Genomic DNA, 16,366 nt, shown 5'->3' with positions numbered 1-16,366 from the left:
GGGGGACTCCTAATGACGGATGGTTTCACCGGCCTCGGCCAGCACCGCCATCTCGAAAATGGCAATCATCATCTTGGCCCGCTGGCTGGCATCGGGGGCTTCCAGCAAGGCCTGTTTTTCCTCGGGCGACAAGGGCGCCGCCATGGCCAGGGTGGTGATCAACTCGCGGTCGGCGGCAGCATCCAACTTGGCCAGATCCGAGGCCAAACCATTCTGGGCCAGACAGGCGGTGACCGCCCCGATCAGCCGGCGGCGGTCGAATACGGGATCGGACTCACCGGCCAAATCGGCAGCGAAGGGGGTATAATCGGCCATCACCCGACGATAGCCGGAGCGGCCCTCGGCCTCGCCGACGATACGGAAACGGCTGATGCCCTGACACGTGATCAGATAACGGCCATCGCCGGTTTCACCAAAGGCGACGATACGGGCCAGACAGCCAACGGAATAAAGCCCCGGCGCCGGTCCCTCGCCCGATGCCGTCGGCTGCACCAGGGCCAGCAGGCGACCGGCCCCCAGGCAATGATCGGTCATGGCCAGATAACGCGGCTCAAACACCGTCAACGGCAGACGCCCGCCCGGCAGCAACAGGGCACCGGGTACGGCGAACACCGGAACGATGGCCGGCAGCGGGCTCATGCGAACAACAGCGCCGACAACCGACGCCGGCCCTGCAGGGTCAGCGGATGGGCACCGCCCAAGGCCTCGAACATCTTCAGCAATTGCTTGCGCGCGCCATCGTCGTTCCAGGTGCGGTCACGGCGGAACAATTCCAGCAATTCCTCGAGCGCCGCTTCGGTTTCGCCGGCACCATAATAGGCCAGGGCCAGATCGAAACGGGCCTGATGATCATCGGCATTGGCCGCCAGCCGGCGGCGCAATTCAGCCGCCTGCCCAGCCCCGGCCGCGGCGGCCTGTTGCAGTTCCAGCGCTGTCCTGACCGCCGCCACCTCGGCATGCTTGGCCAGCTCCGGCGGCAATTGCCCCAACATCTGGACCACGCTGTCCACATCGCCCACCGCCATCAGGCAGCGCAGCAGCCCGGCCATGGCCGGGCCGTTATTGGGGTCTTCGCCCAGCACCTGCTGGAAAATCTGCGCGGCGGTCTCGGCATCGCCTTGGGCCAGCAAGGCCTTGGCCTCGTCCATCACCTCGGCCAGGCTGGGCTGGGCCGCGCTCTTGGTCAAGCGTTGGACGAAAGCGCGCAACTGGCTTTCCGACTGGGCGCCGGTAAAGCCATCCACGGGACGGCCATTGGCGAAGGCGTAGACGGTGGGCACTGACTGAATGCGCAATTGCGCCGCCAGTTCCTGGTTCTTGTCGACGTCGATCTTGACCATGCGCACGGCACCGCGAGCCTCGCGCACCACTTTTTCCAGGGCCGGCCCCAATTGTTTGCACGGGCCGCACCACGTTGCCCAGAAATCGACGATCACCGGCGCCTTCATGGAGGCTTCGATGACGTCGGCGGTAAAGGTCGCGGCACTGCCATCCTTGATGAGATCGCTGGGGGTGGCCCCGCCGGCGGCGGGCTTTGATCCTGAACCAATGATGAAATCCATGGTGGCGACAGATCCCAAATATATAAGAAGACTCGCAAAAGATGGGCTGTCGGGGGCAAACGCGCAAGGCCAAAGGCAGCGATGAATTTTTTTGAAAAAAAGCTCTTGACCCCGTCCGGGATTTTGCTATTTTCCGGGCCTCCGCAGCGACGAGCCGCGGAACACGCCAGGAAGCGGGCGTAGCTCAGGGGTAGAGCACAACCTTGCCAAGGTTGGGGTCGAGGGTTCGAATCCCTTCGCCCGCTCCAATTTATCTAAGCAATATCAAAGGCTTACGGTCACTTGACTGTGAGCCTTTTGCTTTTCTGGCTTTTCCCCGAATCATCCAAATTCATAAAAATCAATGATTACAGTGGCTTACAGGCGTGGAATCGTCTGTGAGAATGCACAAATTTATGCACAAAATATTGGTGAATTCTGCAAAAGAACACTACCTGTAAATTTGACTTCAACCGCAGATAGAGGTATATTGTCTATACTACATAATCATAAATGGAGGAGAATTGATGAAATGAAGACAAAGCGTAAGTGTGTATTGGACAACAAGGTTTATATATTTATTCGTGATAATGCTAAATTACTAATCTGGCACTACTATTTTACTCATAATGGCGATCAGTTTCGTGGATCAACCGGTCATAGAGATGTCGGTGATGCCACGGTCGCTGCAATCAGCCGATACAAGGCTGTGCGTGATGGAGAGGTTTTGGTTCAGACCACCCGGACATCATTCAAGGATGTGGCTGAACGGTGGCTGAAGGTCAACGGAACCAATCGGGACATAGCCAACAAACGCAAGGCGGTGGAGAAGTTCTTCATTCCATATTTCCACGATGTGCTGAAGCTGGCTGATATCGGGAAGATCCGCCAAAGCCATCTGACGGATTATATAGAGTGGCGTCGGGCTTATCACACCACTGGTCCTGGCAGCCAAAATCTCAAGAAGGGCTATAAGCGGGATGGCAAAAGGGTTCAGGCAAATGCCCAATCCTATGGGGTTCCCAAGAACGACACGCTCAATCGTGAAAACCAGAACCTGAACCAGATCATCGCCTTCGCCAAGAAGGAGGGGTTGATAGATTCCAGGAATCTTGCCCACATTGATAAGCTGGATAGCGATGGCGATGTACGACCGGCTTTCACCAGCCAGCAGTGCGACACATTGATCAAGATGGCGATGGATCGGATGGGGGAGGATCGCGGCAAACACATCCAAGCCCAACGCAAGTCGCTATACAATTTCGTGGTCCTGCTTCGCTACACAGGTCTACGTCCCCATGAAGGCTTGAACCTACAATGGGCTGATATCGATCTGGATCGCAGCAGGTTCGACATCAAGAAGGGTAAGACCGGCAAGCGGGTTGTTCCCATGGCATTCCCGGAATTGATTGCCATGTTCAGGCAGATGCTGGTGGATCAAACCGTCGATGGGGTTTCCCCTACTGGATTCCTCTTCACCAATCCCAATGGTAAACGTGTGGGGTCGTTCAAGACGTCCTTCGAGACGTTGGTACAAGCCTGTGGGTTCAAATCCGATGATCCCAAGGGCTATTCCTTCTATAGCTTCCGGCATCACTTGGCGACCTACCTTACCGGCGTGGGGCTTCCAGATGGGTTGTCGGTTCAGATCATGGGCACCAGCAGGCGCATGATGGATGCCCATTATGACCATTCCAATGCCAGTGCCGTGCTGGAATGGTTCGATAATCGGCGGGGTCCGTCTGGGAATGCAGGTGTGGTTCAGGTGGTCGCCGGTTCTGGTCCGCTGCTTCAGATGGGTAGTGATGGGCTGTTGGTCCTGGGATGAAGATTCTCGGGAAATTTGCTGGTCGGTCATATTTCAGGAGATCAATATCCCTGACGAAACTCCTCTAGATAGTAGTTTCGTTAGGGATTTTTTGTGGCAGACCTGAAGGCTGGAAAGTTGGGAGTCTCAACTTTTCTGCTCCTGCACCTTCATAGGAGTCAGGTGGTTGGCGCAGATTCACCCAGATCAAAGATTCCGGGAATCTTGGCGAGGACCAGACACTTGACTCCAACCATGGACACGGATCAACCCTAAATCTTTGGATGTGATCAGGGGTAGACGAAACTCCTCTAGATAGCTGTATCGTCTACCCTTATGATTCCGTCGATCCGCCACAGGATTGAATTCTGGGTCAGGTTTCTGGGATCAATTCGATCTCACTGCTGGCATCGAACATCCGGCGGGCTATGCCAGTCGCCTCTGCCGCTCTTGCCCAGAACACCTTGATCGTCCACCGCCCCCCGATGAAGCCCTGTGCTCGGAATTTCAGTTTCGGGGCGTCGGGGTCGAACTTACGGGTATTCCGGCGACTACGGTCCCGCACCGATAAATTGGAATGGAAAACCATTGATTAACCTAATGTTTTTTCGTCAAATGGCTTGGATCTTTGAATGACCAAACCTACCATATAGTCATCGATCATGACCTAATTTTGGTGATTGGCTACCGAATCTTTCCATCTGGCGAACCCTTCACCCCCACCAAGATAGCCACCACCTCAGTCCTCCCTGTTCAAGGTCACGAACTCGGGATTATCATCTGCCTGACCCAGAGGGGCTTCATGACTCTTCAATTCAGATATTTTATCCGAGCAGTGTCCGCAATCACGGTCCTGGTTGTGTTTGCGTTTGGGCTCCTGCGCTACAATGAATTTCTTACAATGCGGGAAGACGCCCAATCAAAGAGATCTAATTTTGAGGTTGAGATTCAAAGACGAAATAATTTGTTCGGCAACCTCATTAACCTAACAGTTAATCATGCTTCTTTAGAGAGTACTGTATTTAATCATGGTTCAGATAAGCGCACTGAAGGTGTTTCTGGTAGCACTGCCAAAAATGAAGTATTGAAAATTGATCAGATATTTTCCCGTGATGGATTCGGCGCTGCATTCGGAAAAATTATTGCTTACTCTGAACGTTATCCAGACATTAAATCCGTTAAATCATATAAATTAATGATGTCATCTCTGGTTGAGATGGAAGAAAGAATAGCTAACAATAGAGTTTTATATAATGAATCTGCTGCGAAATTTAATGCTGAGATTCGAAAAATGCCTTGGAAATACCTAGCTATTATTGCTGGCTTCCAGCCTCGTGAATATTTTCATCAAGGTCAGGAAAGCACTGCGATTATCAATGCCCCCATTGTTGCTCCAGAGATGTACCAACAGCTGATGCCATTGGATTCTGCACAGGAGCCAAACAAAAAGTGACGAAGGGCATCACCCCATCAAATTGACCGCCTTCTTCAGCATGGCATCGTTGACGTCGATGTACCTCTGGGTGGTTGCGAGGCTGGAATGCCCAGCAAGGTGCTGCAGAACCCTTGCCCCGACGCCCTTCTCGGCAAGCGTTGTTATAAAGGAGCGTCGTCCACTATGGCTGCTGGCTCCATCGATCCCCGCATCGGCATAAATCTTCCTGAATAGCTGGACCAACGTGTTTGCCGAAAATGGCTTGTTAGATTTCTGGCTGGCAATCAGGGGGCGGGAAGATTCCCGGGAATCTTGGAGGGCAATGAATCGAGCCACCTCCTTCTGGAGTTTGTCGCCCACCATGATGGTGCGACCCTTCTTGCCCTTGGTCATGGACTGGGCGAGGTAGATTTCCGATTTGGGCTTGCCGGTGGAATCCATCACATCGCCGATGGTGAGGCTGGCAATCTCACAAGCCCGCAATCCTGCGAGTAGGCTGAACTGGAATGCCATGCGATTCCTGTCTGCATGACGATCTTGGGCAATGATGGACAGAACCCGCTTGGTCTCGTCTGGGGAAAGAACCTTCGCCTGTTTCATAACCGGAAACCTCACATAATCTCGTTATGCGAGTATTTTAACTCATTATGAAAAGCAGTCCAGTCGAACCCGACCAAAAAACCAAGCATTTCTGCGGGTTACGGGGATAATCTCATAGAATGATAATTCTGTGAGGTTTTGGGAATTGGATGGCAAATGAGCGGAGGTTGCTCCTTTGGTTGTGATCGGGGGGCGCGGATGCGGAACCCCAGAAATCAGCGGATCAATTGGTGAAATGCCATCGTGTGATTTGTAAAGGTGTGGGGCTGACGAACGGCATCGTTGCAGGCATACTGCCGTTGTTCTCGGATTCCCCCATGATCAGGCAACTGCTGATGCCCACCAATGAAGCCTTCAGCCGCATCAAGATTGACGCCCAATTGAAGGATGTGGGGTGGAGTCTGACCGACGGGCATAGCGTCAGATACGAGTATCACCTGCCGGACAAGACCAAGGCTGATTATGTCCTGTGCAATCGACACGGTCACGCCCTGGCGGTGGTGGAAGCCAAGCGGGCATCCATCAATCCAGTTGAAGCCGAGAAGCAGGCACTTGATTACGCCAAGCAGGTGGATGTGCCCTTCATCTTCCTCGCCAATGGCGACGAGGTGTGGTTCTGGGAATGGGAGAAGGAAGCCCATCCCCGGCTGGTGGCGACATTCTCGTCCCAGGAAGACCTTGAACGGGCGACTGCCCTGCGAACGCTTCGAGTTGATCCGCTCACCGTGCCCATCGATGACAAGATCGCTGGGCGTGATTACCAGAAGGCGTGCATCAACAAACTTTCTGAGGAAATTACGCTTGGGCGGCGAAAGATGCTGGTCAGCATGGCGACCGGTTGCGGCAAGACTCGGTTGTCCATTTCATCGTAGATAGATTGCAGGAAATTCTTCACATCTTGCCGCTGCTCCTGCTCTGCCAGTTCCAATGCGTGTTTGTGGGATTTATCAGCGGCTTTAATCGTGAAATGTCCGCTTAGCCACCCGCCAATCAGACTGGCAAAAAATCCAACAATGGCAGCGATTAAGGTCACGTCATTTCCATCCATTGGCAGTCTCCAGCGCCAAAATCGAACAATCGCTCTGATTGATCTATCTGCCAATTCTGCCCGCTTATAGCTACACTGGCAATTTAGCGATTATGGAAATCCAAGGGGCTTCAGCTGGTGAACTCAGGTAGTGAAGCCCAACCATCGACAACCACGGTCCAGATCACCGTCCTGCACCTTGTTCCCACGCAAGGTAGGGGAAACCTTCTGGCGTTGGCTGACGTCGAGGTGCTGATCGATGGCGTCTCCATCATCCTTCATGGTGTCCAAGTGTGTGCCACGTCGGAACGCACCGAGGTCCGATTGCCCAAGTATCGTGCCCCTGATGGGACATGGATGGCGGCGATCACCTTACCGGACGAGGTGAAGGGTCCAATGGGTGATGCCGTGATAGCCACTGGCATTGAAGCTGGGGTCTTGCGGGAGAAGGGTATCCCTCCGGCGTGGACCGCCTTCCCGGCCGGGTGAGCTTCGGCGAAGCTGATCGCCTGATTGGCGTTGAAGTTGGCGGAAGTGTCCACGGATTCATTTATGGACAGAAACTCGACCGGGCGGCGGCGGAACCGTTCTTGGCCTGAGGATCTGAAGCGGGAGATCGTCGCGGCGACCTACGAGCCCGGGGCCTCTGTGGCCGGGGTGGCGCGGCGGTACGGGGTCAACGACAATCAGGTTTTCACTTGGCGCAAGCGTTTCGGGGGACAACAGGGCGAGACGGTGCCGGCCCATATGGTGCCGGTGGTGGTGGCCGAGGACATGGCGGCCTCCGGGCGGAAGGAAGCCTCTTCTTCTGCCGGCGTGGTGGAGATCGATCTGGCTGGTGGCTACCGTGTCCGTGTCGGCGATGGTGTCGGTGCCCAGCTGCTGTGCCGGGTCTTGGACGTGCTGGAGCGGCGATGATCCCGGTTCCGACGGGCGTCCGGGTCTGGCTGGCGGTCGGGCGGACGGACATGCGGCGCGGCATGAACGGCTTGGCGCTGCAGGTGCAGGAGGCGCTCGGCCGCGATCCCCACGCCGGTGACCTGTTCGTTTTCCGGGGTGCTCGGGGGGATCTGATCAAGGTCCTTTGGCACGACGGCCTGGGCATGTCGCTGTACGCCAAGCGCCTGGAGAAGGGGCGGTTCATCTGGCCCTCTCCGGCTGACGGCGTGGTGGCGATCTCGTCGGCCCAACTGGCCTACATGCTCGACGGGATCGACTGGCGCAACCCGCGCCACACCTTCCGCCCGCGAAGTGCCGGATAGGGCGGAAACCCACATTTTTAGCGAGTCAGCGGCCGGGTTTTATGATTCCATTGGGGCATGGAAATCGGCCGCGAGACCCCGACAGACGACATCGACGCCCTGAGGGCGGAGCTGGCGGTCGCGCGCGCCAGGGCCGCCGAGGACCAGGCGCTGATCGCGCACCAGAAGCTGCAGATCGAGAAACTGAAGCGCGAACTCTACGGCCCCCAGGCGGAACGCTCGGCCCGCCTGATCGACCAGATGGAGCTGGCGTTCGAGGAACTGGCGGCGGCGGCCACCGAGGACGAGATCACCGCCGAGAAGGCCGCGGCGCGCACCACCAACGTGGCGGCCTTCACCCGCAACCGGCCTGCCCGCAAGCCGTTTCCCGAGCATTTGCCGCGCGAGCGGGTGGTCGAGCCGGCTCCGTCGGCCTGCTCCTGCTGCGGCGGTGACCGTCTGCGCAAGATCGGCGAGGACGTCACCGAGACCCTGGAGGTGATCCCGCGCCAGTGGAAGGTCATCCAGCGGGTCCGCGAGAAGTTCAGCTGCCGGGACTGCGAGAAGATCAGCCAGGCGCCGGCGCCCTTCCATGTGACCCCGCGCGGCTGGGCCGGCCCCAGCCTGCTGGCCATGATCCTGTTCGAGAAGTTCGGGCAGCACCAGCCGCTGAACCGCCAGGCCGAGCGCTATGCCAAGGAGGGTGTGCCGCTCAGCCTGTCCACGCTGGCCGACCAGGTGGGCGCCGGCTGCGCCGCCCTGGAGCCGTTGATCCGGCGCATCGAGGCCCATGTGTTTGCCGCCGCGCGTCTGCATGGCGACGACACCACGGTGCCCGTCCTGGCGAAGGGCAAGACCGACACCGGCCGATGTTGGGTCTATGTCCGCGACGACCGCCCCTTCGGCGGACCGGCACCACCGGCGGCCATGTTCTACTATTCGCGCGACCGGAGAGGTGAACACCCCCAGGCCCATCTCGCTGGGTATGCCGGGCTGCTCCAGGCGGACGCCTATGGGGGCTATGGCGCACTCTACCTGCCCGACCGAAAACCCGGGCCAATCCTGGAGGCCGCCTGCTGGGCGCATGCGAGGCGTCCGTTCTTCGCCCTAGCCGACCTGGCGGCCAATGCCCGCCGCAAGGCCGAGGGCCGGGCTGCCTCGGTGATCTCGCCCCTGGCGCTGGAGGCGGTCCGGCGCATCGACGCCCTGTTCGAGATCGAGCGCGCCATCAGCGGCCAGGACGCCGACCGGCGGCGGGCGATCCGCCAGGAGCTCAGCGCCCCCCTGGTCGCCGACCTGGAACGATGGCTGACGGAGAAGCGCGCCGGTCTGTCGCGAGGCAACGATCTTGCCAAGGCCATGGACTACATGCTGAAACGCTGGCCCGCCTTCACCCGCTTCCTCGACGACGGCCGCGTCTGCATGACCAACAATTCCGCCGAACGCGCCCTTCGTGGCATCGCGCTCGGCCGGAAGTCCTGGCTCTTCGCCGGGTCCGACCGCGGTGGACAGCGTGCCGCCTCCATGTACAGCCTCATCGTCACAGCCAAGATGAACGACATCGATCCGCAAGCCTGGCTGGCCGATGTCCTTGCACGGATCGCGGGTCACCCCGCCAGCCGCATCGACGAACTCCTGCCCTGGAACTGGCGGAACGCCAACCCGGCCTCCGCCGTCGCCGCCTGACGCCGCCCCCCCCCCCTGCGTCCTTCACCGGATGGATACGGAGAAGGTGATGATTTCTGTGAATCTTGATTCGAAAACTTCCGGGGAAATTTGCTGATCGATTCCATTGGGGATTACCGATCTATCAAATTTTTGGATGTGACCAGGGGTAGACGAAACTCCTCTAGATAGAAGTTTCGTCTACCCCAATTTTCTAGAAGACCAGGCTGTTGATGAAAAAGTTGAGACTCCCAACTTTCCAGACCTTGTCAGACACCGAAGATATTTGATCCGGCAGCATCCACTTGTGCCTGGGTCACACCCAGTTGCTGATTGATGTCAGCCCAATCAATCGGGGCTCCAATTTCCCCCTGCTCAGCGAGAAACTGATCCAGTTTCCGAATGGTGTCCAATCGGGTATCTGGCTCACCTGGCTTGTAGTTTGAGGTCAAAACCTCGGTCTGCACCTTGTTAGTGATACCGCTCATGATCTTGTGCTTATGGAATTGGAACTGAAATTCATCGCGTTGGCTGAGAGCGGTGAAGACCGAACGTGTTTTGAACAGTTCGGTGTCGCTATGGGTCATTAGCCATCGATGGGGGCATTTCGCCACAGCCATGCTGTATTCCCAATGGGATCTCACAAGCTCCTGCTTCCTCAATTCTGCAGAAGCCCCTGCTGTCCGGTTGCCCAGAAATGTCTGATAGAGTGATTCTTGATCGTCATAGGGTGGATCAAGAAAAATGAACACCCCAGCCTTTTTCGGAGAGTCCTTCAACAGGTCCAAGACGTCCTTATTGGTGATTTTCACACCCTTTAGCAGCGGATGAACAACATTTAAGATCTTGTTGAATAGAGCGGAGGGATCCTTCTTCACCATCAACGGAGAGACACCCCCGTTATCCATATTTCTGAAGCTCCAAAGCTTAGACAGAAGGAATGCTGTTGCAGCCAGGAGCTGATCATCTCCGACTCTATCCGGAGAAATCCTATTCATTATTTGTTTAGCTACATTTGCATCCCCGTCTGCCTTATCAATATGGCTTTGGATGGCTTTAACCAGCGCCACTGGATCAGATTGAATCTGTGACCAGAACCGAAAAACGTCCCCAGCCTTGTCATTGATCCAGTATTTGATGTTCTGCCCAGGACGGGAATTCTTGATGAACAGGAATGTAGCCCCACCACCAATGAAGGGCTCACGGTACTCGGAAATCTCATCAGGGAACCATTGATCCAGAAGACGGAGCTGGCTGTACTTTCCACCGACGTATGGGGTGGGTGATAGCCTTGGATACCGCTCTTTTGAAGCAGCCAGAATTGCCGCTTTGACGTCCTTGTCTGGTCGTTCGCTCAGGATCTTGGCAACACCCTTATCATCAACATGGATGAGGGCGAGTTTGAATCCTGACTGACCTGAAAATTCAAACGTGTGTGTCGGCTGATTGCGAAGTACTGCCTTTTCATCATCTTCCATGGTCCGTTTCGGTTTGCCGGTAGAAACCTTCTTGGCATCTCGAGCAGCAGCAATGAGAGATTCGACCCCGCCAGATTCTTCAATCGCAGTTGAGACCGAATCCTGATCCGTGGTGATGGATGTATTCTGAATCTCGAGGCGCTTCAATGCGGTGGAATATCGGCTGATCGCAGTTTTGTCGGCATCCTTCCCAAACGCCATTTTCAGGATGATTGCGTACACTTTGGATAATGGTTTAGCCCCGACCTTGCCCCATCCATTGGCGTCATAGGTTGTCTGGGTGAATTTCATGAAGTCATCTGGGGCTTTTTCAGCTTGTTTGGCGATTTGGTAGGTTCGTTCCAATAGCTGGTAGAGGGATTGCTTGCTACGAGTGGCGTTGGAATGGATTTCAGCAACGACTGACTGTGCACCCTGAAGGAGTTCCATGAAGCCCTGGTTATGCTGCAAATTTGGCGAATCAGTCATTGCATCCCCCTTGGTTCCGAATTGGAAATAATTCTGACTGGGGAACACCCTAAAATCCAGCCAGAACACTTCACCACCAAATTTTGGTCGGCATCACTGTCAGTCTGCAGTCGTTGAAAAGTTGAGAGTCTCAACTTCTTCGGCGGAAGTCCGGGTCACCGCTCTTCAATACCATGATTGCCAATACCAATTGGGAAGTCGTCAAAGACAAAATCGCCGCCTAGTACAAATATCCACCCAGAGATTGGAATGGTCAATTGGACCATTCCAATCTCTGGCGGAGAGAATAAATAAATGAATTGTTGTTTGTTTATTTAGACTTAACGCCATCACCTACGGTATTGTTACTATATTAAATATGATGTTGCCGAATTTGATAAATAAATATGTGACCAAGGCTTGCTGCTTAATGGTCTTGGATAGAGCGAAACGTTACAGAATCATACCGACTTTCCTGTTCCGCTCAATCCACAGGAAACCCAGCCCCAGAAGGTTCCAGCAAGCCCCTTCTGGGGCTATTTTTATGAGGAGTGTATTATGAGCGGAAATACAATTAATTATGTTGATGCCATCTGTGGGGCAGGCAAGACCCATGGGGCAATTTTATATGCCATTGATCAGGCGGCGAACCAAGATGCCAAGATCGCCATCATCCAACCGTCCAGGGAATTGATCCTGCAGACCGAGGTGGCGATGACCAAGCAGATCAGGTCAATGGGGGTGGAAGTACCCTTGACCACCATCTACTCGGACGACGATATCACCCAGGGCGATTACGTCTCGGTCAGCACACGGATTCAGGACCACCTCAAGAAGGCAGCAGAAATTCCAACGGGGCAGATCCTCATCATCACCCACGCTGCCTTTCTGTCCCTGCCCCATTGGCATCGCAAAGATTCTTGGGAAATTATCATCGACGAGGTGCCCAACATCGCCCCCTTCCATCGCTATGAACTGGAGGAGAACAGCGATCTCTTGAAGAATCTGGCACGGATCGAACCGGACCGCGGCAGCCCCGCCTACAATAAGGTGGTCGTTAATGACAGGGAATTGGTCGAGAAGGCAATTCTGCTCAACAACGATGTGTTTGGCGTGTTTCGTGACCTCGCCAAGAACCTGATCAACCCCCATGCCGACATCTACTGCCTCAAGGGTCAATGGGACAGACTGTCCACCAAGGGCAATGATTCCATCGACTTCTTCGGCGTGGTCGGTTCCTCGCTGGTCAAGGGCTACAGCAAGGTCACCATCATGGGTGCCCACTTCCCCGATAGCTTGTTAGCGATGATCTGGAACAAGGAGGGCGTCAGGTTCGTCGAGAACAAGGGCATCCAACTCCGCCACACCGACCATGACATTGGAGCCAGACAGCTCACCGTCAATTACCTCTCGGAACTTAGCTGGTCGAAGGCGTTGAAGAGGAAGGTCGGCATCAGCCATTCCAGCATCGGATGCATCCTGCCATCGATCCAAGCGATCTTGGGAACCTGCCCATTCATCTGGTGCGCCAACAATGACCTGCTCAACCAGGCGGTCGATCCCCATTTCCGTGGTTCAGCCACTCGCATCTCCAATGTGTCCCATGGCATCAACCAACACCAAGGCGTCCATCAGGTGCTGGTATTGAGCGCATTGAACCTGACCACCGACCATTTCAAATTCCTCGAGCAGAGGTTCATGATCGATCACACCGAGGTCCAGAAAGCCATCAGCCATGAGACCATTTACCAAGCCCTCATGAGATGCAGCCTGCGAGATCCAGCGGCGACCGACCCAGTGACCATCATCGTTCCCGACAGGTCATTGGGCGAATGGCTGGTTCGCCAGTTCAATGACAACGGCAGGATCAAATTGAACCGTGTTCAAACCGACATTCCTCTTCTGGAAACCAAGTCGGGAAGCACCAGCCGCATGGGTGGTCGCCCACCTGTGAACGTGGTCGCAATGACCAATGCCAAACGCGAATCGAAACACAGGAAGAAGAAACGGCAGATTCGAAATGGAATAATGGCGATTAGCCTTGGTCTAAGAGGGGTAGACGAAACTCCTCTAGATAGTAGTTCCGTCTACCCCTGTTTAGAAGTCTCATTGATCAAAGATATTCATTCCGCACCAATCGATTTTGAGGTGCTAAACAATGACGAATTGATTTCCCAACTTAAGGTCTGCTGGGAATTTAAAGCCAATTCGAAACACGACAATATTTTGATCTCGCCTGCTCGATTCGTTGAGAAGGAGGGGATCGATACCAAACGGGGTCTGGAGAATGTGATCTCCGTCCATGGCATCTGGCTCGATCAGGACGATGGAACCCTGACCCCAGACGAGATGAACCGCATTTTCCCCGATATCAGATTCGTCGCCATGAACAGTTATTCGGGAAACAAACGATACTTCTTCCCCACCACCATCCCCATGACCCTCGAGGCATACCATGCCATCTGGGACATCATGGTCACTGCCATCGAGACATACGGCTACTCGAAGGACAAGGCTGCCTCAAATTTCCATGGAATTGATAAATCCAAGCGACCCGCCTGCTCCATGTTCTATGTGCCCTGTCAAGCCAAAGACCCATCGAAATCATTCTGGGTGGAATTCCCTGGAGTGGACATCGACCCATTGTTCTTCATTGAAAACTACCTGCTGCCAGACCCAACAGAATATGTTGCCTCCACCGCCTTCGCCAATCCAGTGTCAGATGGAATGAAGAGGTTGCGAGAGGCAATTGCACGAACCAGCAATGACAACGAGGTCGCCAAAGCCCGCCAGGTCAGCATGGTGATCAGCCAATGGCGCAATGCCCCCAAGGGCGAGGGATCGAAGGAATTCTTCCTCCTCGGTTGCCGCCTCCGTGACCTTGGACTCGACGAATCCTCGATCCGCCAGAAGCTCAACGAGGAAGCCGCCTATGCCCGCCACCCAGACGAACGACGCAAGCAAATATCGAGGATTGTCGCCTCGGTCATCAAAGACGGTCATCACCCGAATGCATCCAACGACCATGGTGATGACCAGGGGCTACGTCGGAAGGGATGATCGCCATCACCGGCAGAGTTGAGAGTCTCAACTTTTGTCGGGGGTTGGTTGATAAACATGAACCGGAATTCGCACTCCTTGATAAATAGATCACAAACCTATTTGAGAAGGAGGAGTGCTATGACGAATATCAATTTTAACAATGTTATCAATAGATTGAAGGCTGCTGGCAAAATTAAATCTGAAGCCGATATGGGGAACCTTCTAGGGAAGGGTCCGTCCTATGTTTCATCAAGAAAGTCCAAGAATCGACCGCCATCACTTGATGCGTTGACCCATTTGGCTTTCAACCTCGAGCAGGACATCCAAGAATTTCAGGATGAAGCCCGTGAGGGATTGGCATCGGTGGAAGAATGGGAATCCGCCAGCATCCTGTGGGAACTCCAGAACGAGGTGTTCGCCGTCATCAGGGAAACGGTGCAACGGGACCGTCCCGAGGTATTCGACCGCCATCCCGAATTGAAGCGGATGACCTCTTGGATCAAGGACTGAACCGGCGGAAATGTCCTCAGTACCAGATGGCTTGCATGGTCATGGCACAGAAACCCACCAGGGAAGCCCACCAATGGCTCGTTCGATCTGGCTGGGGGATTTGGGCACTCCTACCAGAGAAGCCCCGTATGGGCTTGGAAATGGCGTTCCTCGCCATCGAGTGGAAATTCATCACCTCCCTGATTGGGACATGAGGGCGGCAAGATCACTCTGGGTTTTGATCATCTTGGTCCGTTGCCCATTGATCTGCTCCCGCTTTTTCGCCAATGCAGCCTGCTGTTTCAAGCGTTTCGCCTGATCTGCTTTGGTGTCTGCCTGTTTCTTCAAATTACTAGATAGGGTGTTTGCTGGTTGATCTTCTGTAATCTTCATAAATTCGTGGTATCTCATCTGATTGTCTCCATAATTATCTTCAGCTGTATTTATACTTTATCTAGAAAATCCAGCTGGACTGAAATTCATGATCGCGCTACTGGTCGCTTCAGGACAATATTACTGGAGATGACCATGAACCTTTCAGAATTGAAGTTTGGTGCCGAGAAGCGACCGGTTCCCCACTGGCGTTCTTCGCCCACCGAGAAAATGCGAGCCGCAGTCCTGGCTGCCATCCAGAACCAACGTGTTCTGCTGGAAGCCGAACGCACCGGCACCGCCCCAAACCTGACCAAGACCGTGAAGACGATGGGCGAGGACGGTTCGGTTATTACCTCGGTCGTTGCAAAGAATCCCCGCAAGTGGTTCTGGAAGAATCCGGCTGGGCAGTACCTGATCGAGATGCTATTCGCCGGTCACCCGGTTCTGATCAATGGCAAGCAGTCCACCATACTTGCCGGTGATGCCGATGGGGTGGAACGGGTTCTGAATGTTCTGGCTGATGCCGTTACCAAGGGTGAATTGGACACCCAGCTTGCCAGTGCTGCGGCGAACCGGAAGAAGGCTGGCAGGAAGTCAGCTTGACCAGAACCACCATTGTCCCCCACCGGAATTCAACGGTGGGGGCAAGGATTCCCCACATGAACCACCTGATCCATACCGCTTATGATGGCACCATCACCTTCAAGGATTCCCATGGGGTCGCTGTGGCGTATGCCGGGACACCGGATTTCATCGCATCCATCATCCAAGAACGAGGCTGGAAGGCATATGGCTCCCCATCGGCAGATGGATATTTCCTGGCGTTGAAGGCGACCATGGTGCCGGAGGATCTGGAGATCGATCCTGGCGTCGATGGTTGGCTTCGATTGACCATGGACGACCTGCTGGATTTTGCGTCGTAGCTGCCTGGTCATGGTCACCAAGATTCCTGGGAATCTTAGGGGGCTCTACGCCTGCGGGGGCTGCCAATCCGGATCAACCCATTGCCTCATATTGGTATCGAACTTCTTTATGTGGTCTATAAGCCATGTCTTTAGAAACTGATTCAGAATGTTAACTGGCGGCTTATGCCTCTGACCCATTATGGCCATCATCCGCTTTCGGGCACCGTTTTTTCGGCCCGGTCCCGTCGATCTGAACGCCTTCCTGGGTCTTGCGTTGGCGGGGGCTTTTTCGGTTCACAGGGCGGCCCTTCCGG

The 16,366-nt window shown here is 54.8% G+C and carries 16 protein-coding genes and 1 tRNA gene; 12 read left to right on the top strand and 5 right to left on the bottom strand.

Annotated elements, in window-relative coordinates:
- Positions 1-9: 9 nt before the first annotated feature.
- Both MGMSRV2_RS16510 and trxA read right to left on the bottom strand, forming a co-directional pair.
- Positions 10-639: an LON peptidase substrate-binding domain-containing protein gene (locus tag MGMSRV2_RS16510; RefSeq protein WP_024081498.1), complete on the bottom strand. Its 630-nt coding sequence runs from the start codon at positions 637-639 to the stop codon at positions 10-12.
- The gene (trxA, locus tag MGMSRV2_RS16505) at positions 636-1,562 is read right to left on the bottom strand and encodes a thioredoxin (RefSeq protein WP_024081497.1); all 927 of its coding nucleotides are present in this window, start codon (positions 1,560-1,562) and stop codon (positions 636-638) included. The genes MGMSRV2_RS16510 and trxA overlap by 4 nt, the downstream gene beginning before the upstream one ends.
- Before the next feature lie 173 nt (positions 1,563-1,735).
- Here trxA and MGMSRV2_RS16500 point away from each other — a divergent pair.
- The 3 genes from MGMSRV2_RS16500 to mamQ all read left to right on the top strand — a co-directional run bounded on the left by MGMSRV2_RS16500 (position 1,736) and on the right by mamQ (position 4,801).
- A tRNA-Gly gene (locus tag MGMSRV2_RS16500) sits at positions 1,736-1,810 on the top strand.
- A gap of 263 nt (positions 1,811-2,073) precedes the next feature.
- Positions 2,074-3,369 (top strand): tyrosine-type recombinase/integrase, encoded by a 1,296-nt coding sequence (locus MGMSRV2_RS16495; RefSeq protein WP_024081496.1) that lies wholly within the window; start codon positions 2,074-2,076, stop codon positions 3,367-3,369.
- Between the two features lie 781 nt (positions 3,370-4,150).
- On the top strand, positions 4,151-4,801 hold the full coding sequence (mamQ, locus tag MGMSRV2_RS16485; RefSeq protein ID WP_144084325.1) for a magnetosome protein MamQ: 651 nt from the start codon (positions 4,151-4,153) through the stop codon (positions 4,799-4,801).
- A gap of 9 nt (positions 4,802-4,810) precedes the next feature.
- Here mamQ and MGMSRV2_RS16480 read toward each other — a convergent pair whose 3' ends face one another.
- Positions 4,811-5,383 carry a tyrosine-type recombinase/integrase gene (locus tag MGMSRV2_RS16480; protein ID WP_024081492.1) on the bottom strand — a complete coding sequence of 191 codons (573 nt, stop codon included), beginning with the start codon at positions 5,381-5,383 and terminating at the stop codon, positions 4,811-4,813.
- A 317-nt stretch (positions 5,384-5,700) separates the two neighbouring features.
- On the opposite strand from MGMSRV2_RS16480, the gene MGMSRV2_RS16475 reads away from it, so the two are divergent.
- From MGMSRV2_RS16475 to tnpC, 5 genes are all read left to right on the top strand, one after another.
- Positions 5,701-6,255 (top strand): DEAD/DEAH box helicase family protein, encoded by a 555-nt coding sequence (locus MGMSRV2_RS16475; RefSeq protein ID WP_024081491.1) that lies wholly within the window; start codon positions 5,701-5,703, stop codon positions 6,253-6,255.
- A 389-nt stretch (positions 6,256-6,644) separates the two neighbouring features.
- Positions 6,645-6,899, top strand: a complete 255-nt coding sequence (locus MGMSRV2_RS16470) for a hypothetical protein (RefSeq protein ID WP_242410697.1) — start codon at positions 6,645-6,647, stop codon at positions 6,897-6,899.
- A 63-nt stretch (positions 6,900-6,962) separates the two neighbouring features.
- Entirely contained in the window at positions 6,963-7,328 is a 366-nt protein-coding gene (gene tnpA, locus MGMSRV2_RS22470) for an IS66-like element accessory protein TnpA (protein ID WP_024079338.1), read from the top strand.
- Positions 7,325-7,672 (top strand): IS66 family insertion sequence element accessory protein TnpB, encoded by a 348-nt coding sequence (gene tnpB / locus MGMSRV2_RS16460; protein WP_024078582.1) that lies wholly within the window; start codon positions 7,325-7,327, stop codon positions 7,670-7,672. Before tnpA ends, tnpB begins: the two co-directional genes overlap by 4 nt.
- A gap of 57 nt (positions 7,673-7,729) precedes the next feature.
- On the top strand, positions 7,730-9,337 hold the full coding sequence (tnpC, locus tag MGMSRV2_RS16455) for an IS66 family transposase (RefSeq protein WP_024079059.1): 1,608 nt from the start codon (positions 7,730-7,732) through the stop codon (positions 9,335-9,337).
- Between the two features lie 248 nt (positions 9,338-9,585).
- Here the strand turns inward: tnpC and MGMSRV2_RS16450 are convergent, their stop codons facing one another.
- Entirely contained in the window at positions 9,586-11,262 is a 1,677-nt protein-coding gene (locus MGMSRV2_RS16450) for a DNA adenine methylase (protein ID WP_024081489.1), read from the bottom strand.
- A gap of 537 nt (positions 11,263-11,799) precedes the next feature.
- On the opposite strand from MGMSRV2_RS16450, the gene MGMSRV2_RS16445 reads away from it, so the two are divergent.
- Both MGMSRV2_RS16445 and MGMSRV2_RS21200 read left to right on the top strand, forming a co-directional pair.
- Positions 11,800-14,301 (top strand): DEAD/DEAH box helicase, encoded by a 2,502-nt coding sequence (locus tag MGMSRV2_RS16445; RefSeq protein WP_024081488.1) that lies wholly within the window; start codon positions 11,800-11,802, stop codon positions 14,299-14,301.
- Between the two features lie 120 nt (positions 14,302-14,421).
- The gene (locus MGMSRV2_RS21200; protein ID WP_024081487.1) at positions 14,422-14,793 is read left to right on the top strand and encodes a DUF6626 family protein; all 372 of its coding nucleotides are present in this window, start codon (positions 14,422-14,424) and stop codon (positions 14,791-14,793) included.
- A 171-nt stretch (positions 14,794-14,964) separates the two neighbouring features.
- Here the strand turns inward: MGMSRV2_RS21200 and MGMSRV2_RS16435 are convergent, their stop codons facing one another.
- A complete protein-coding gene (locus MGMSRV2_RS16435; RefSeq protein WP_041633696.1) occupies positions 14,965-15,183 on the bottom strand; it encodes a hypothetical protein in 219 nt (72 codons plus the stop codon).
- A gap of 117 nt (positions 15,184-15,300) precedes the next feature.
- On the opposite strand from MGMSRV2_RS16435, the gene MGMSRV2_RS16430 reads away from it, so the two are divergent.
- Complete coding sequence (locus tag MGMSRV2_RS16430; RefSeq protein ID WP_024081486.1) at positions 15,301-15,750, top strand: hypothetical protein; 450 nt, start codon at positions 15,301-15,303, stop codon at positions 15,748-15,750.
- 56 nt (positions 15,751-15,806) lie between these two features.
- Entirely contained in the window at positions 15,807-16,070 is a 264-nt protein-coding gene (locus MGMSRV2_RS16425; protein WP_024081485.1) for a hypothetical protein, read from the top strand.
- Positions 16,071-16,366 lie beyond the last annotated feature (296 nt).

The sequence above is a fragment of the Magnetospirillum gryphiswaldense MSR-1 v2 genome (assembly GCF_000513295.1).
GTDB lineage: Bacteria > Pseudomonadota > Alphaproteobacteria > Rhodospirillales > Magnetospirillaceae > Magnetospirillum > Magnetospirillum gryphiswaldense.
This window is presented reverse-complemented; position numbering and strand designations above follow the sequence as displayed.

Bases quoted from the DNA above. Each gene is read 5' to 3' on its own strand.
- MGMSRV2_RS16510 (WP_024081498.1), bottom strand. From the start codon at position 639: ATGAGCCCGCTGCCGGCCATCGTTCCGGTGTTCGCCGTACCCGGTGCC.
- trxA (WP_024081497.1), bottom strand. From the start codon at position 1,562: ATGGATTTCATCATTGGTTCAGGATCAAAGCCCGCCGCCGGCGGGGCC.
- MGMSRV2_RS16495 (WP_024081496.1), top strand. From the start codon at position 2,074: ATGAAGACAAAGCGTAAGTGTGTATTGGACAACAAGGTTTATATATTT.
- mamQ (WP_144084325.1), top strand. From the start codon at position 4,151: ATGACTCTTCAATTCAGATATTTTATCCGAGCAGTGTCCGCAATCACG.
- MGMSRV2_RS16480 (WP_024081492.1), bottom strand. From the start codon at position 5,383: ATGAAACAGGCGAAGGTTCTTTCCCCAGACGAGACCAAGCGGGTTCTG.
- MGMSRV2_RS16475 (WP_024081491.1), top strand. From the start codon at position 5,701: ATGATCAGGCAACTGCTGATGCCCACCAATGAAGCCTTCAGCCGCATC.
- tnpA (WP_024079338.1), top strand. From the start codon at position 6,963: ATGGACAGAAACTCGACCGGGCGGCGGCGGAACCGTTCTTGGCCTGAG.
- tnpB (WP_024078582.1), top strand. From the start codon at position 7,325: ATGATCCCGGTTCCGACGGGCGTCCGGGTCTGGCTGGCGGTCGGGCGG.
- tnpC (WP_024079059.1), top strand. From the start codon at position 7,730: ATGGAAATCGGCCGCGAGACCCCGACAGACGACATCGACGCCCTGAGG.
- MGMSRV2_RS16450 (WP_024081489.1), bottom strand. From the start codon at position 11,262: ATGACTGATTCGCCAAATTTGCAGCATAACCAGGGCTTCATGGAACTC.
- MGMSRV2_RS16445 (WP_024081488.1), top strand. From the start codon at position 11,800: ATGAGCGGAAATACAATTAATTATGTTGATGCCATCTGTGGGGCAGGC.
- MGMSRV2_RS21200 (WP_024081487.1), top strand. From the start codon at position 14,422: ATGACGAATATCAATTTTAACAATGTTATCAATAGATTGAAGGCTGCT.
- MGMSRV2_RS16435 (WP_041633696.1), bottom strand. From the start codon at position 15,183: ATGAGATACCACGAATTTATGAAGATTACAGAAGATCAACCAGCAAAC.
- MGMSRV2_RS16430 (WP_024081486.1), top strand. From the start codon at position 15,301: ATGAACCTTTCAGAATTGAAGTTTGGTGCCGAGAAGCGACCGGTTCCC.
- MGMSRV2_RS16425 (WP_024081485.1), top strand. From the start codon at position 15,807: ATGAACCACCTGATCCATACCGCTTATGATGGCACCATCACCTTCAAG.